Source organism: Salinimicrobium terrae DSM 17865, assembly GCF_000424665.1.
Taxonomy (GTDB): domain Bacteria; phylum Bacteroidota; class Bacteroidia; order Flavobacteriales; family Flavobacteriaceae; genus Salinimicrobium; species Salinimicrobium terrae.
In genome coordinates this window covers 66,443-82,697 of sequence record NZ_AUKI01000023.1, presented here as the reverse complement: position 1 = coordinate 82,697, position 16,255 = coordinate 66,443, and the positions used below count along the sequence as shown (strand labels likewise).

The 16,255-nt window shown below is 38.6% G+C and carries 17 protein-coding genes; 7 read left to right on the top strand and 10 right to left on the bottom strand.

Annotated features, from left to right (window positions below):
- The first annotated feature begins 34 nt into the window (after window positions 1-34).
- Window positions 35-1,120 carry an MFS transporter gene (locus tag H148_RS0111150; protein ID WP_029034869.1) on the top strand — a complete coding sequence of 362 codons (1,086 nt, stop codon included), beginning with the start codon at window positions 35-37 and terminating at the stop codon, window positions 1,118-1,120.
- Window positions 1,121-1,171: 51 nt separating this feature from the next.
- On the opposite strand, the gene H148_RS0111145 is transcribed toward H148_RS0111150, so the two are convergent.
- Window positions 1,172-2,455 (bottom strand): mechanosensitive ion channel family protein, encoded by a 1,284-nt coding sequence (locus tag H148_RS0111145; RefSeq protein WP_029034868.1) that lies wholly within the window; start codon window positions 2,453-2,455, stop codon window positions 1,172-1,174.
- 3 nt (window positions 2,456-2,458) lie between these two features.
- Window positions 2,459-2,743 carry a DUF3817 domain-containing protein gene (locus H148_RS0111140; protein ID WP_029034867.1) on the bottom strand — a complete coding sequence of 95 codons (285 nt, stop codon included), beginning with the start codon at window positions 2,741-2,743 and terminating at the stop codon, window positions 2,459-2,461.
- A 217-nt stretch (window positions 2,744-2,960) separates the two neighbouring features.
- On the opposite strand from H148_RS0111140, the gene galE reads away from it, so the two are divergent.
- On the top strand, window positions 2,961-3,989 hold the full coding sequence (galE, locus tag H148_RS0111135; RefSeq protein ID WP_029034866.1) for a UDP-glucose 4-epimerase GalE: 1,029 nt from the start codon (window positions 2,961-2,963) through the stop codon (window positions 3,987-3,989).
- A gap of 145 nt (window positions 3,990-4,134) precedes the next feature.
- Here galE and H148_RS18505 read toward each other — a convergent pair whose 3' ends face one another.
- Entirely contained in the window at window positions 4,135-4,278 is a 144-nt protein-coding gene (locus tag H148_RS18505) for a YqaE/Pmp3 family membrane protein (protein ID WP_083961651.1), read from the bottom strand.
- Between the two features lie 209 nt (window positions 4,279-4,487).
- Here H148_RS18505 and H148_RS0111130 point away from each other — a divergent pair, with 209 nt between their 5' ends.
- The gene (locus H148_RS0111130; RefSeq protein ID WP_029034865.1) at window positions 4,488-5,600 is read left to right on the top strand and encodes a DEAD/DEAH box helicase; all 1,113 of its coding nucleotides are present in this window, start codon (window positions 4,488-4,490) and stop codon (window positions 5,598-5,600) included.
- Here the strand turns inward: H148_RS0111130 and H148_RS0111125 are convergent, their stop codons facing one another.
- From H148_RS0111125 to H148_RS0111115, 3 genes are all read right to left on the bottom strand, one after another.
- Entirely contained in the window at window positions 5,601-6,473 is an 873-nt protein-coding gene (locus H148_RS0111125) for a cation diffusion facilitator family transporter (RefSeq protein ID WP_029034864.1), read from the bottom strand.
- A gap of 76 nt (window positions 6,474-6,549) precedes the next feature.
- Window positions 6,550-7,191, bottom strand: a complete 642-nt coding sequence (locus H148_RS0111120; RefSeq protein ID WP_245583423.1) for a YqaA family protein — start codon at window positions 7,189-7,191, stop codon at window positions 6,550-6,552.
- Window positions 7,192-7,249: 58 nt separating this feature from the next.
- Window positions 7,250-7,627 carry a hypothetical protein gene (locus H148_RS0111115; RefSeq protein WP_029034862.1) on the bottom strand — a complete coding sequence of 126 codons (378 nt, stop codon included), beginning with the start codon at window positions 7,625-7,627 and terminating at the stop codon, window positions 7,250-7,252.
- Between the two features lie 247 nt (window positions 7,628-7,874).
- Between H148_RS0111115 and H148_RS0111110 the strand changes: the two genes are divergently transcribed.
- Entirely contained in the window at window positions 7,875-8,594 is a 720-nt protein-coding gene (locus H148_RS0111110; protein WP_029034861.1) for an SDR family oxidoreductase, read from the top strand.
- 31 nt (window positions 8,595-8,625) lie between these two features.
- Here the strand turns inward: H148_RS0111110 and H148_RS0111105 are convergent, their stop codons facing one another.
- Together H148_RS0111105 and H148_RS0111100 are read right to left on the bottom strand one after the other, a co-directional pair.
- Complete coding sequence (locus H148_RS0111105) at window positions 8,626-9,534, bottom strand: alpha/beta fold hydrolase (protein WP_029034860.1); 909 nt, start codon at window positions 9,532-9,534, stop codon at window positions 8,626-8,628.
- A 9-nt stretch (window positions 9,535-9,543) separates the two neighbouring features.
- Window positions 9,544-10,221: a type 1 glutamine amidotransferase domain-containing protein gene (locus H148_RS0111100; RefSeq protein WP_029034859.1), complete on the bottom strand. Its 678-nt coding sequence runs from the start codon at window positions 10,219-10,221 to the stop codon at window positions 9,544-9,546.
- A 238-nt stretch (window positions 10,222-10,459) separates the two neighbouring features.
- Here H148_RS0111100 and H148_RS17760 point away from each other — a divergent pair, with 238 nt between their 5' ends.
- The 3 genes from H148_RS17760 (at window position 10,460) to cysM (ending at window position 14,645) form a co-directional block, all read left to right on the top strand.
- The gene (locus H148_RS17760) at window positions 10,460-12,637 is read left to right on the top strand and encodes an FUSC family protein (protein ID WP_156877245.1); all 2,178 of its coding nucleotides are present in this window, start codon (window positions 10,460-10,462) and stop codon (window positions 12,635-12,637) included.
- Between the two features lie 330 nt (window positions 12,638-12,967).
- Entirely contained in the window at window positions 12,968-13,762 is a 795-nt protein-coding gene (gene epsC / locus H148_RS0111085) for a serine O-acetyltransferase EpsC (RefSeq protein WP_029034858.1), read from the top strand.
- Complete coding sequence (gene cysM / locus H148_RS0111080) at window positions 13,755-14,645, top strand: cysteine synthase CysM (protein ID WP_029034857.1); 891 nt, start codon at window positions 13,755-13,757, stop codon at window positions 14,643-14,645. The genes epsC and cysM overlap by 8 nt, the downstream gene beginning before the upstream one ends.
- Before the next feature lie 126 nt (window positions 14,646-14,771).
- Here cysM and H148_RS0111075 read toward each other — a convergent pair whose 3' ends face one another.
- Together H148_RS0111075 and H148_RS17755 are read right to left on the bottom strand one after the other, a co-directional pair.
- Window positions 14,772-15,317 (bottom strand): hypothetical protein, encoded by a 546-nt coding sequence (locus H148_RS0111075; RefSeq protein WP_029034856.1) that lies wholly within the window; start codon window positions 15,315-15,317, stop codon window positions 14,772-14,774.
- 88 nt (window positions 15,318-15,405) lie between these two features.
- Window positions 15,406-16,119, bottom strand: a complete 714-nt coding sequence (locus H148_RS17755; protein ID WP_037325131.1) for a Crp/Fnr family transcriptional regulator — start codon at window positions 16,117-16,119, stop codon at window positions 15,406-15,408.
- Window positions 16,120-16,255: the final 136 nt, after the last annotated feature.

The following is a 16,255-nucleotide window of genomic DNA, read 5'->3' as shown; positions in this document are numbered from 1 at the left end:
CTAATAAATTATTTAACAACCAAATATTTTAATTATGAAAACAGTAACTGAAATTAACAGCTATGACTCTGTGCCTAGAAAAGGAGTTTCCTGGAGGGCAATTTTTGCAGGTGTAGTTGCAATAATATCTGTCATGCTTTTACTAAATCTTATAGGGCTTGCAGTAGGCTTTGGTTCTATTGAGCCTACCGAAGAAAGTAATCCCTTAAGTGGTTTGGGCACAGGAGCTCTCATCTGGTGGATAGTGAGTTGTTTAGTGGCATTATTTATTGGCGGTTATGTCGCTGCCCGTGTTGGAGTTTCTTTCTCTAATAAAAGCGGGATGATTCAGGGAATAATGACATGGGCCTTATACACTTTTATTTCAGCCTGGTTACTTACCTCAACGGTTGGGAGTATCATTTCCGGAGTTGGAAACATAGTTAGTTCTGCAGTTTCTTCTACAGGACAAGCTATTGAAAATGTGGTTACAGGTAGTAGTAGTGATCAAGCTCAGAATCAGCAACAATCTCAATCATTAAATATTTCACTGGAGCAGGCAAAGCAGGAATTTTATGCTCTCCTGGAGGATACAGGTAAAGAGGAGCTGGATCCGGACCGAATAGAAAGCCAGGCACAAGAAGTAACTTCCGAAGCTAGAGAACAAGGCCAGGAAGTCGTTACTCAACCCGGAAGTTTAAACAATCAAATAGAACAAATTTTTAATAATGCCAAGAATGAATTTGAAGGCACCTTTGAAGAGGTGGATAAACAGGCGCTTGTAAATGTATTGACAGAACGTACCGATATGTCTGAAAGTGAAGCAAGACAGGCAGTAGATAATTACCTGGCTCAATATGACAATTTGCGTCAACAAGCGGAGGAATTTCTTGCTAATACTAAGGAGCAGGCAAATAAAACTGCAGAAAGTGTAGCTCAGGGAGTTTCTGATGCTGCCATGTACCTTGCAATTGCTTTAATCCTGGGTGTAATAACTGCAGCTGCGGGAGGATATTTAGGAGCAAAGAACCTGCGAAACGATTATGCCCGACATAATTATTTCAGAGAAGATTATGAGGATGATGATGACAGGCGTAGAGGAAGGAATTACAAAGATGACCACAGGGACGAAGTTCACTAGATCTTTGTAAATGATAATAAAAAAGCTGCCGTGAGAATGGCAGCTTTTTGTTTAGTAAATTTTTGATAAACTTTTCATAGACTTAATAATATCATCTCCGGAAGGAGACTCAAATAATTGTAAGTCAAAATATGGTACTGCAGCAATTAAATGATCGAATATATCGGCAGTTATTGCTTCATAAAACTCCCATCTCTTATCAGCACTAAAACAATAGATTTCCAGGGGAATACCCTGGGTGGTAGGAGGAAGGTGACGCACCATCATAGTCATTTCCTGGTGGATCTGTGGATGTGCTTTTAAATAAGCAAGAGCGTAATTTCTGAAGACCCCAAGATTTGTTTGATGTCTTCCGTTAAGTAGATGTTTTTTATTTACACCCAATTTCTGGTTGTGCTCATTTATTTCTTCCTGTCGTTGTTTTATATAAGGAGCAACCAAACCAAATTCTTCAAATTTCTCGATATCCTCATCATTTATAAATCTTATAGAATTTTGTTTAATATTCAGAGATCGCTTGATCCGCCGGCCGGGAGATTCCTGCATTCCTCTCCAGTTATGAAAAGAATCGGCAATAAGGTTATAAGTTGGAATTGTGGTGTAAGTGTTGTCCCAATTCTGCACTCGCACCGTAGCGAGGTTGATTTCGGTTACAAAACCATCGGCCCCGTACTTGCTGAAGGTAATCCAATCCCCAATGCGAACAATGTCATTAACCGAAACCTGAATTGAGGCTATAAACCCCATTATGGTATCTTTAAATATGAACAGGATAATGGCAGATGCCGCACCCAGAGAAATTAAAAATCCAATAACAGATCTTTCGGTAATTTCTGAAAATGCAAAAATTAAACCTAATGACCAGAAGCCAATTATAAGTACCTGTGCATAGCTTTCAATAGGTTTGTCTTGGTAGCGCTCATGCCGCTTCATATAATTTGTTGTGGTTCGCACCAGGCTCCGGCCAATGAGCACCGTAAGAAAAATAATATAGAGGTCTACAAGCTTTTCAAATACAACGAGTAGCCGTGGATAATCTTCAAATACCACAGGCACCGTCAATATGAGCAATAAAAGCGGAAAAATATTGCTTACATATTTCGGAAAATTACTTTTTACAAGGTAATCATCATAAGTGGTTTTGGTCTTATTGGTAAACTTATGGAAGGTGGTAAGAAGAAGGCTCTTTGTAATTTTATGTATGACAAACCAGAGAATAGAAACAAAAATGATATTCACCAGCATGTTCAGGAAATGAGCTATATCTGCATCTAATCCCTTTTCAATAAAAAATTCGGCTAAAAAATTACTTAGTTCCTTTATATCCTCCCACATGGATTACAAATATTTTTTCTCAACATAAAAAGGGCCCAGGGGTAGAACCGAGCTTAAACAGACAATCATAAGAGTTTTAAACTTCCACTGTAGTGGCTTGAACAATAATAAAGCTCCAAAAATGTACGCTACAAACAAGATGCCATGAGCCATCCCAACTATACGCACCATTTCTGGCAATTCCCAGATGTATTTTAATGGCATTGCAATTAACAACAGCACAAGAAATGATACCCCTTCAAAAATGCTGATCCATTTAAAAATTTTTACTTGTGATTCTAAAGACATAGCTATTTTTTTAATGATGCAAATATACCTTAAAAGCTCCTAATTCGGGATGGAAGTTCATCCTATTTTTTCTGCAGGTCTCTGCTCCTGAAATAGCTTTTAGTGTGATTTTTAACTATATAGATAAAGAATTAAAGGTGGTTTAGTAATTCAGCTCTTAGCTTTCCTTTTATACATGGTAATTTCTTAATTTGCGGAAGATTCAGAAATAATAAAAATGAGTAAAAAAATACTGGTGACGGGTGGTTTGGGTTTTATAGGTTCTCATACTGTGGTGGCACTTCAGGAAAAAGGGTTTGAAGTTGTAATAGTAGATAACTTGTCTAATTCTTCTATCGAAGTGTTGGGGGGAATTACAAAAATCACCCGAATCTCTCCGGAATTTGAGAATCTGGACCTTCGGGACAAGCAGGCTGTAAATCACTTTTTTGACAAGTATCCTAACATTGAAGGAGTGATACATTTTGCCGCTTCTAAAGCAGTAGGTGAAAGTGTGGAGAATCCTTTGCTCTATTATGAAAACAATTTAAATACGCTGATATATTTATTACAACAGTTAAAAGAAAAAGAAGCACCAAAATTTATATTCAGTTCCTCCTGTACAGTTTATGGGCAGGCCGATGAATTGCCAATTACCGAGAGTGCGCCTGTAAAAAAAGCTGAATCTCCCTATGGTAATACGAAACAAATAGGAGAGGAGATCATTTTTGATACTTGTAAAGCAGTGCCTCATTTAAGTGCTATTTCATTAAGATATTTTAACCCAATTGGCGCGCACCCAAGTGCAAATATTGGAGAGCTGCCAATAGGTACACCTCAAAACCTGGTGCCATTCATTACACAGACAGCTGCAGGTAAAAGAGATAAACTTTCGGTTTTCGGAAATGATTATCCAACTCCAGATGGCACCTGTATAAGAGATTATATTCACGTAATGGATTTAGCCCGTGCCCATGTAGTGGCTTTAGAGCGATTACTTGAAGAGGAGCAAAAGGAGAATTATGAAGTATTCAACCTTGGTACGGGAAAGGGAAATTCAGTTCTTGAAGCAATAAAGGCTTTTGAAAAAGTTTCCGGAAAGCAATTACCCTACAAATTTGCTGAAAGGAGGGAAGGGGATATAATCTCTGCCTATGCAGATACACATAAGGCTAATGAGGTTCTTAAATGGAAAGCTGAGTACACTATTGAAGATGCATTGGCAAGCACATGGAAGTGGCAGCAAAAACTTGAGGAGAAAAATTAGATATAAAACAAAAAAGAAACTGTCTAAAATATAAGCTTAAAGGCTAATTCAAACTTTTTGGAACCTTCAAAAGGGAAGGTTTTTGATCCCAATCTCTCACATTGAAATCATAAAGGGATTTACATCTTAGACAGTTTTTATTTTTTTAATTTACTATAAATGCGTGAATTACTCCGGGTAACCAACCAATTAAAGTTAGGATGATGCTTATCAAAAGGGTCGTTCCTACTCCATGGTTAAGATAAACGGCTACAGGTGGTAATAGGATATTTAATATGATAGTCAGCATGTTTCTTATTTTATCGGTTATACTACCAAATTAATAATTATATATTATAATTCATTTAGATATGAATGGTTTAGCTTCAATTTAACAGCCATATTATTAATCTCTTAAGATGATAATAATGACTTAAAGGAGCCACCGATCTATTTCTTTCAAATCTCCAGAAAAATATTTCTGTTAAGAATAAACTATCTTCGCAAAAAATTAAAGCAATGACTTTTAAAGAACTGGGAGTGTCGGATGACATCATCAAAGGGTTGAATGAAATAGGGATTGTCACACCAACTAAAATACAGGAGGCTGCTATTCCAATTCTTACAGAAGGAGAAGTTGATTTTGTTGGACAGGCACAGACCGGTACTGGAAAAACAGCAGCCTTTGGACTACCTATTCTTGCCCAAATAGACCCTGCAAAAGATCACGTTCAGGCTTTGATTCTGTCTCCCACCCGGGAACTAGGTCAACAAATAGCCCGACAGCTCTTTAAATTCACCAAATATTCAGAAAAGGTTTTTACGGAAGCAGTTTATGGAGGAGAAAAAATTGATATCCAGATTGCCCGACTAAACCGGCCAACGCAGATCGTGGTTGCTACTCCCGGAAGGTTAATAGACCTTATTAATCGTAAGGCTATAGATATTCGTAAAATAAAAACTCTTGTACTTGATGAGGCAGATGAAATGCTGAGCATGGGCTTCAAAAATGATCTTACGAGAATCCTTGAAGTTACAGATTCCAAAGAGAGAAATGTGTGGTTGTTTTCTGCAACAATTCCACAGGAACTTAACGAGATCATAAGTAAGTATGTGAACAAAGGGGCGCGTCGTGTAGCCATTGATAAACAGGATGCGGTAAATACTGCAATTGAACATCAATTCGTGGCAGGAGATGATAATAGTAAACTGGATACCCTGGCATATTTTCTAAAAAGCCAGGGCAAAAAGAGGGGGATCATCTTTACAAGAACAAAATCGGCGGCAAGAATTTTGGTTAAACAACTGGCAGCAAAGAATCATGAGGTAGGATTGCTGGAAGGCGATATGCTTCAAAAGGACCGGGATAAGGTGATGAGGGCATTTAAAGGTGACAATTTGCGATTGTTGGTTTCTACAGATGTAGCCGCGAGGGGGATTGATGTAGCAAATCTTGCATTTGTAGTTCATTACCAGTTACCGGATCAAACAGAATACTACACTCACCGCAGCGGCCGTACAGCAAGAGCCGGTAATACAGGTTTGTCTTTAGCTCTTGTAAACCAATACGAACTCAAAAAATTGCGCCAGTTAGAGAGAGAATTAAATATTAAGTTTATTCAGATACGGTAACTAGAGAAGATCGCAAGACTCTTCATCCAGTTCGGTTTCAATTGTGTAGTGATCAAAATTATAATCCTGAAGTACATCTTTTACAGCCCGCTTTACACTTAGCAGCTGTTCGAATTGTCTTATGTTTTCCAATTTGATATGAGTTGTAAAAACATGGTCTGTTCCTTCCATCGACCACACGTGCATATGGTGCAGGGAAGCTACATGAGGAATGGATCGCAATTTTTCTTCTATTTCTTGTAAATCAATTTCCTTTGGTACTCCCTGTAGGAAAATAAACATTGTTTCTTTAAGTCGTTTGAAAACATTAAAAAGGATGTAAAGAGTAATTATTAGGGAAAGAGCAGGGTCAAGATATGGACTGTTGTAGAAATGCAGGACTATAGCCACAATTAGTACAGCTACCCATCCCAGAACATCTTCTAAAAGATGCCACGAAACTACTTTTTCATTCATAGAAGTGCCGCTGGAAAGTTTATAGGCTGCAAAACCATTAACCGCAACCCCTACAATGGCAAAAAGGAGCATTCCTCCGGCATCAGAATATTCCGGTTCTATAAGACGACTTATAGCTTCGGTTATCACATACACAGAACCAGCAATAAGTACCAGGCTATTAATTAGGGCTCCAAGGAGAGAGAACCGCTTATAACCAAAACTGAATTTATTATTACCGGCTTGCCTTGATTTGTTCTGCAGGTACCAGGAAGTACCAAGAGAAAGAGTGTCTCCAAGGTCATGTACAGCGTCTGAGATTATAGCCACACTATTAACATACAACCCGCCAATGATTTCGAAAATGGTAAAGGCAGCATTTAGAAAAAAAGCAAGTTTCAGGTTCTTGCCGGCTCCGTGGTCATGATCGTGGCCCATAAAAAATCCCGTATTTAAGGTCTTTCAAAAATACGGGATTTCAAGAGGAATTATTAAGGATTGTTTCTTACAATTTTTATACGATATTAAAAATTACCAGGGCATAGCCATAGAACCTTATAAATCTAAGAAGGCCAAAAAGCAAATAGTATCTAAACTTGTAGTTGATTATACCTGCCGCCACACTTGTAATAGCAAAAGGAATTGGAAGGAGTGCACCAACAACAATAAGAAACCCTCCCCATTTCTCCGTATTCTTAATATGTTTGGACATTTTTGTTTCCATCGCCTCATGTACGGCGGGGATTTGTGTAATGGCTTTGCCTATCCAATAAGAAATTATCCCTCCAATGTAAGAAGCCAATGCCAGGAAACTAAGGTTAAGTAAAGGCATAGCAGATTTTCCGGACCATGCAATAAAAAGTTCGGGTGGTACCAAACCAAGAAAAATTGATTCTGAGGCTAGAAACACCGCCAGGATTCCAATTGGAGAATAAGTTTCGGTCACAGTGACCAGGATGCTGTTAATATTCACCACATATTCATTAATGGCAAATAAGGCTGCAAGAAAAAGAATTACCGGTAAAATCGCCTTTTTTAGACTTCGGCCTACAAACTTGTAGAATCCTGTGTAACTATAGTATTGGTGAAGTAACTTCCAGCGGGGTTTTTTATTCAAGACGGCAACATTTTTCTTTTTCATTTTTGTTTCCTTCATTAAAAAGCTTTTCAATATTACATTCAATTATTGAGCCACTTCTACAAAACAAAATTTTTTAATTCTCTTCGGCGTAAGCCATTAGCTGGTTGCTGTATTCTCTAAGTTCAATCGCATTGATCTTATTTTTTGCCTCGGCCATAAGTGAAAGAAGATAATCAAGACTTTCAACCGGGTCAAAATCAGAATTGTTTTCGGTTTCTTCTTCAAAACCTTCAATCGGTTCATCTTCCGGAATTGGGATATCGAAAGTCTGGTAATTTTCAATATGCTCATAGGTAAGCCTTATTACTTTAGCAAGTAAGGGACTATTTTCTTCTACGGCGTACGGCCTTAACTCCTTTAAATCTTGAACAATGGTATTGATGATAATGCCATTGCGCATTAGGTCGCGCTGTATTTTATTCAGAAGTTTTTGTGCCTTAGGATTTTCCAACGTGTAAAGTATTTTATAAAGATTAAACTAAATATTCCTGAAAAGCCTCATTTTTAGCTCCCTTCGGAAGGTGTGCAAAGATAATTGATTCTCTTTGTAATTCATGTTAGCAAGTTTAAAGATTTTAGTCTCAGAAGTTAAAATTTTTCAGACTAAGTAAATTCTGAAGAATTAACAAAGTCTTAAAATACATCAACCCTCATTAGCACCAGATATTTGGTAGCTTTAAGCTGAAAAATCAAGTAATATGAAGAATTTAGAGAATAAAGTAGCTTTCGTTACAGGCGGAAGCAAAGGAATTGGGTATGGTGTTGCGGCGGCTCTTTCTTCCATGGGAGTGAGAGTAGGAATTACAAGCCGTCACCGTGAAGAAGCTGAAAAAGCTGCAAAAGAAATCACTAAAAATGGAAAAGGCGAAGTAATAGGCATGGAAGCCGATGTACGTAATTTTGAGAGTCAGCAAGCTGCTATAAAACAGCTAATAGATAAATGGGGGCAGCTCGATGTAGTTGTTGCCAATGCCGGAGTAGGACATTTTGGATCCATTGAAGATCTTACTCCCGAACAATGGCAGCAAACCATAGACACCAATTTAACCGGTGTTTTCTACAGTCTAAAAGCATCTATTCCTCAACTTAAAAAAAGTAAAGGTTATATTTTCACTATTTCAAGTCTTGCAGGTACAAATTTCTTTGCCGGTGGTTCTGCCTATAATGCGAGCAAATTTGGAGTAACAGGTTTTACACAGGCAGCCATGCTTGATCTTCGGAATTACGATATAAAAGTAACTACGATCATGCCGGGTTCTGTTGCCACTCATTTTAATGATCACAGCCCGGGAGATGAAGATGCATGGAAAATTCAGAAAGAAGATATAGGAGAACTGGTCGTAGATCTTTTAAAAATGAATCAAAGGGCACTACCCAGTAAGATTGAAATAAGGCCAACTAAGCCACCTAAAAAATAATGAGCTTATATAGGATTCAAAAAGGAGGTTTTTAGACCTCCTTTTTTATTGTTTTGAGATGAACAGATTGGGCCAGATCCACAATTTTATCTGCGATCCCAAGCCATGCCTCTTCTTGCAGGAAATGTTTTGATCTTAAAGTGTGGATCTCTTTCAATCCTGCAACCTTTTTTACTTCCTCTCCATAGGTTTCCAGTTGTAAAGCAGGATCATTGGCACCCCAAATTGCCTGCACCGGGTACTTTTTACTCTGCACCGCCTTATAACATAAATTACGAAATTCGGGAGAACTATCAAAACTTCTCATAATCTTCAGAAAAGCTTTCCCGTTATCTTCTCTTTTCAAAAGGTCGATATACGCGTTTATTTCAGAAATATTAATACGGGACGAATTGATAACTCCCATTTGTTTAAACATTACGGGCCAGGTGAGATGGGTCATCATTTTTAATTCCGCCTCGCCTAAAACTCTTTTTTCAAAAGGTCTCATAACCACTGGTTTCTTAAAATTGACAACATCAACCCATGTGTTTAGGATGGTGAGAGACATAATCCTGTTAGCGTGCCTTGCTGCGAGAGCAAAACCAATAGGTCCACCTACATCATGTACTACGAGATGAAACTTTTTAAGTTTTAAAGCTTTTGCTGCTTTGTAAAGGAAATCTGCAAGGTTAGAAAAGGAATAATCAAAATTCTCGGGACGTTCACTAAGCCCAAGTCCCGGCATATCTATACTCACCCCTTTATAACCTTTCTTTTCTAGAGACCTCAAGACCTTTCGGTACAAAAAAGAGGAAGTGGGAACCCCGTGCAGACAAAGCACCGGCTCGCCACGCCCGTATTTAAGAGCAAAGGTTTTTATTCCATCCACTTCAAAGTAAGTTCCCGAAGCTTCATGGTCCCTGATAACTTCAGATACAGATTTTTCTTTTTTAGCCATAGCAAAGGATCATTTTTGTAACAAGCGAAGCAGTTCTCTGGCGGCTTTTTCTGAAGAAGCAGGATTTTGTCCTGTAATAAGTTTTCCATCTACTTTGACATAAGAACTCCAGTCTTCTCCCTTGCTGTAATTGGCGCCTAACTGGTTCATCTTGTCTTCTACAAGAAAAGGTACGACATTAGTTAACTCCACCGCCTCTTCCTCGGAATTTGCGAAGCCTGTAACATCTTTTCCACGAACAAGAGGCTTTTTATGATCTTCCACATTTGCCAAAACCCCCGGCGCATGGCAAACAAAGGCCATAGGTTTCATTTGTTGATTGAAGGCTTCAATGAGAGAGATAGACTTCAAATTATTTGCCAAATCCCAAAGTGGTCCATGCCCGCCGGGATAAAACACTCCATCAAAATTTGAAGCATCTACATCTTCCAGTTTCGTTGTCGAGGACAATTTTTTTTGCAATTCCTGGTCTTTATCAAACCGTTTTGTTGCTTCAGTTTGTGCATCTTCTGTGGTGCTCGAGGGATCAATAGGAGGTTGTCCCCCTTTGGGAGAAGCCAGCGTGATCTCAGCACCTGCATCTGCAAGTATATAATAAGGAGCTGCGAATTCTTCTACCCAAAATCCTGTTTTTTTACCTGTGTCTCCCAGTTTGTCATGAGACGTAAGAACCATTAAAATTTTCATAGTAATTTTATTTATTGATGATTAAAAAAGCGTGTTTTTACAGGCCTTTTTGGTCGATCTTAAAATTACAACGCCCCCGGGGCACAGCCAAAGCTGAGATACTAATTAAAGGTTAAATTCCTATTGCAGTCTAACTTTTTCAAGTAATGCTGCTCATGCTCGGCCAAAGCCATGTAATTTTGTAGGAAACTAACTTGCTTTGAATCTTTACCGGCAACTGCAGTCTTTTTTTAAACTTTTGAAAACGGCCGAATTCTCCCGGGGAATTCGTTTTGCAGTTGCAGCTATTCTCCCCCTGCTGGTCACAGCTCAACTGGGTGAAATACAGATTGGAATTGCCATGGCAGTAGGTGTTTTACTTACCTCACCCAGCGATGTGCCGGGAAGCCTGCAACGCAGAGTAGTAGGAGTGGCTTTTTCCATTGTGATTGCTGTGCTGGCAACCATAATAACCGGGTTTACTCTAGCACATCCAATGTTTTTTATTCCCGTGCTGGTGTTGCAAATCTTCCTCTATTCCATGATCTCAGTTTTCGGTTTTAGAGCATCTCTTATTTCATTTTCGGGATTACTTGCAGTAGTGCTTAGTATGGCCCAGGTATCTGCGGAAGGAGGGGTTGTTATCCATGCCTTATGGATAGGAGTGGGCGGATTGTGGTACCTGTTGTTTACCCTTTTGTTCCATTACTTGTTGCGTCGCAGAGAAACCGATAATCTTTTGGGAGAAGTCTTTGAACTCACCGCAGAGTACCTTGAGGTACGCTCCCGATTAATGAGTCTAAAATCTAAAAACAGGAAAGAGCTTGAAAAAGAACTTTTTTCCCTCCAGACTACTATTAATGAAAAACATGAGATTATTAGGGAAATGGTCATTACCCGAAGGAAAAAATTTGGAAGATCGGGCATGGTAAGGAAGAGACTGCTCATATTTATTGAGCTGGTTGATATTCTGGAATTGGGAATGGCCAATCCTGTGGATTTTTCAAAAATGAGTAAACTATTTGTATCTCATGAGGACAAAATAGCATTAATACAAGATTGGAACATGGCACTGGCCGCCCATCTGCGGATCTTTGGCCATGGATTCTGGCACAAATTTTCCCGCGCTGAAGAAGATTCTTTACACGATAAACGACGGGAGGTCTGGAAAAAATTTCAGGACTTTGAAGCTGTAGCAAATCGTTCCGGTGATGAAGAAGTTCTTCTCGTATTTCGGAATTTTCTCACTTTTAAGGAAAAGCAACACCAAAAGGTACTTTCGGTTTATAGGTTAATGAGAGAATGGAAAGGGGATGAGAAAATAAAATTAAAGTCGAAAGATGCTGCCAAATTGCTTACAACTCCAGATTATAGTTTAAAAACTCTTCAGGATAACCTGGATCTTAAATCTCCTATTTTCAGACATTCCATTAGATTAACAGTTGTCATGGTGCTGGGGTATTTTGTTGGTGAATATTTTGCTGTTCAAAATGCCTACTGGATCTTGTTAACTATTGCGGTAATCATGCGACCCGGTTACGCCTTAACCCGCGATAGATTTAAACAAAGGCTTTATGGCACCCTCATTGGTGGTGCTGTTGCTGTAACTCTGGTCTTTCTTATAAGAAACCAGGTGGCCTACGGAATTTTGGCAGTAATAAGTCTGGTACTGGCACATTCCATGATACAGCGCAATTATAAAACTGCAGCAGCTTTTATTACTCTTAATGTTATTTTTGTCTATAGCCTCCTGCGTCCCAATGTTTTGGAGGTGATTGAATATAGAGTGTTGGATACTTTCGTTGGTGCAGGATTGGCTTTTCTTGGTGCGAAATTCCTTTGGCCAACCTGGGAATATACAACCATTAAAAATTTTATTGATGGAAGTTTAAGAGCAAACCTTGATTTTATAAAGGAGATTGAAGCCTTTTATACCTATAAATCTTCCTTACCCGCTTCTTACCGGCTCGCCCGGAAAAAAGCTTTTCTGGCAATGGGAGATCTCAATGCCGCATTTCAACGTATGACCCAGGAATCAAAAACAGATAAAATACACCTGGGAAAAACCTTCAGAATAGTTTCCCTCAACCAGGAATTTCTCTCGGCTTCCGTTTCTCTGGGGATTTTTATTAGGTCTCACACCACTACCAAAGCTTCAGATCATTTTGTGAATTATGTTTCAGTTATCAAGGCAAACCTTTTAAATTCCGTAGAAAACGAAGACATTTTAAAAGAAGATCGTTCAGAAGAAATTGGTGAAGCAGAAATTTTCTATGAAAATCTATACCGGGAATTGCTGGATCTTGACAGGAATGAAAGTAGTGGAAAGGAAGGGGTGAGGGAGAGGCTGCAGGAAGTGCAAATACTTATGGACCGGCTTAAATGGTTATTGGAGGTGAGTGAAGGGCTTGCCAAAATTTTAACTAAAAAAGCATAAAGCCACCCTTTTGAGGTGGCCTAAAAAACATGCTAAGATGTGGTGTACAAAAAAGTCTTATTTTTTGTTTTGCTGCTTTCCAGATTTTTGATCAGACTTTTGATCGGTTTTCTTGTTAGAATCTTGCTTTTGTCCGGATTTTTTTTGGTCTTGTGCCATGGTTATAAGTTTTTGATTAATATTTAAAGTTACAACACCCTGTAAAACAATGTTTTAAAGTGTCATTTTTTTAACCTTTCTTTTATAGTTAAATATTTTAGCATTAAAGGAAACCAAACATAAGCCGGCGTTGATTTCCATTTTAGTATTTTTGAATGTTAACCAGGTTTTATGGAGTATAAGGATGTTATAAGGAAGATCAACGAGCAGAAGCAGTTGCCGAATTTGAGGTTCAAGATCAAAGAAAAGGCTGAAGCATTTACCAATAATTTATTTTACACCCTGTTTGATAGCGATACAGGGGTGGAAGAAAATCTCGGGCGGCTGGCGATCGATTTTAAAGAACTGGGCGATCTGGTTTGCTGGGAACCGGGAAAACCATGTTCAGAATTGTGGAGAGAGTACTGCCAGAAGCTGCCTAATCTGCTTGAAAAGATCAACCTGGATGCGGTTGCTATCGCTACGAATGATCCGGCCGCGAATTCGGTCGAGGAGGTTTACCTTTCCTATCCCGGTTTTTTTGCAATTGCCGTTTACCGTTTGAGTCATGAATTTTATAAGATGGGGTTACCACTGGTGCCAAGGTTAATGACCGAATGTGCACATAAACTTACCGGTACAGATATTAATCCCGGGGCACAGATAGGAGATTCATTTTTTATTGATCATGCAACGGGAGTAGTCATTGGAGAAACGACGGTGATAAAGAATAATGTGAAGATCTATCAGGGGGTAACATTGGGTGCTTTATATGTGGAAAGAGAACTCAGGAATATGAAAAGACATCCCACCATTGAAGAAAATGTTACCATCTACGCAAATGCCACAATCCTGGGGGGAAACACCATCATTGGAGCTAACAGCATAATAGGAGGGAATGCCTGGCTCACAAACTCTGTACCTCCTAATTCTTTTGTGACTCACAATCCTACGATCAAAATTAAAAATCTGCAACAAAATGAGTAAAACTGTACTGGATCTTATTGGTAATACCCCTTTGGTAAGAGCTCAAAACCTTGTCAAAAATCCGCAGGTGGAATTATATTTTAAACTTGAAGGTCAGAATCCGGGTGGAAGTGTAAAAGACCGTCCTGCTTATAATATGATCAGGAAGGCAATGGAGCGGGGCGAGATTACAAATGAAACAAAGCTCATTGAAGCCACCAGTGGAAATACAGGAATCGCATTGGCAATGGTTGCACGCTTACTCAACCTGGATATAGAACTCGTTATGCCCGAAAATTCTACAGTAGAACGTGTGCAAACTATGAGAGCTTATGGTGCAAAGGTTATCCTTACCAGTGAAGATATAGGGATTGAAGGTGCAAGAGATTATGCCGAAGAGCGTATGAAAACCGGAAATTATTTTATGCTTAACCAATTTGGGAATGATGACAACTGGCAGGCGCATTATGCTTCGACTGGACCGGAAATATGGAGAGTTACAGATCAAAAGATCACTCATTTTGTTTCTTCTATGGGCACTACAGGTACTATAATGGGAACTTCCACTTTCCTGAAAGAGAAAAATAAGGACATTCAAATTGTGGGGGTGCAGCCCGATGATGAAGCACGTATTCCAGGAATCAGAAAATGGCCTAAGGAGTACTTGCCTACCATTTTTAATCCGCAGAAGGTCGATAGGATTCTGGAAGTTACAGAGGCAGAGGCCCGCGACATGACAGCCAGACTGGCCGAAGAGGAAGGTATTTTTGCAGGGATGAGTAGTGGAGGTGCAACGGCAGCTGCGGTGAGGCTATGTAATGAGTTACAAAGTGGAGTAGTGGTAAGTATCATTTGTGACAGAGGAGACCGATATCTTTCCTCAGATCTGTTCACCAAAAAATAAGGACAACCTATAACTACTCTTCTCCATCAATTTTTAGATCCTTTGGACAAACCGATATCTTAAAGGAAATGGTAGTGTCAAAAAAGTAATTTTAGGTGTCCCTTTGCCTTAAATCAGGCAATTATTCTATAAACCGGCTATATAAAGACGGTCGTTCTTTCTGTCGATACGAACTCTCCTGGTTCTTTCACCATCATCCAGTTTTATTTTGTAATATTCCTTGTCAATTATCCATCCTTTAGAATGTGCGAAAGACCTTGTTCTTAATACCGTGGCATTATTGTAAAGGTGAGCAATTTCAAGTTGAACATCATGAGGTAATCTCATATTTTTAAATTTCTGTTGAGAAGAAATTAAGTCGCCATCTTTGTTAAATCTGGCGGTCAAATGACCTTTATTACTAACAAAGTTAACCTGGAATTCTGAATAATCCTGATCTGAATTATCTTTGATAAAAGATTCTACATCAAAATTGTTTTTCATGAAGACCAACGGGTTTTTTCCGAATTCTCCAACCTCTTTTTCAGGTATTTGAATAACCAGAGTCTGAGTTGCAGGATCAAGTTGCATAGAAGCTTTTGTAAAATTTACTTTAGCTTCATCTAATACGATCTGTGAATTTCCTGTGGCAATAAAAGCTAGCAGGAAAAATCCAATGACTACATTTTTCATAGCACATGTATTTTAGATTAATATATGGTGAAGTTACTATGAGAAAAAGAGATCAAATACTACTTAAGTAGCATATCGTGTTAAAATATTAAGGTGCTGAATCTTTGTTATTATTAGCTTTAGAGAGCAACAGGTCCAGATCTTTTATCTCTACTTTCTTTCTTCTAAGGCTTATAATTCCGTCATTTTTGAATTCTTGTAAATGACGATTTACTACCGCGCGGGTAGATCCTATCAGGTTAGCTAATTCTTCATTGGAGAGGTCGTTTATTAATTCAAGTTCCTGTGATTCAGCATTGATGTTCCTCAGGATTAACCTCGCAAGTCTTGTAGAAATATCAATTAGAGTTACATTGGAAGCATAGGCTTCTAACGTTTTCATTTGATTACTTAAAAATGGCAGCAGGTTCTTATTGATCTCAGGATGTGCCCGGACCCACTTTTTCATTCTTTCCATGGGAAGTGATAATAGCACCACCCGGTCAAGAGTTTCATAATAAACATCATGATCATCACCATCTAAAAGACATAGAATATCAAAGGCATCATTTTTCTTAAGCAAGAAAAAAGTGAACTCCCTACCGGTATTTACATTGATCTGATAAACCTTCAGGCGACCTGAGATTATAAAATGAAAATGATTAGAAGTACGCTGCTTGTAAATGCTACAGGTACTCTTTGGCCATTCAACCTCTTCAAGTTCGTCTAACAGTTTTTGCAGTTCATCTTGGCAAAGATCCTTGAGCAGTTTATTACTACTAAGAATACCTGTATATTTCCTCCTTTTTTTTTCACTCAACATAATCATTCTATCAATTTAGACTGGGGAAAAAAGGGAATGGTATAAAGCTTTTATAAAGTTAACTATTTTAAAATCAGCGTGTTGTTAAAATTTATTTTTTGTTTGTTTTCATTTTCTGACAGTTTATTTTGCTTCA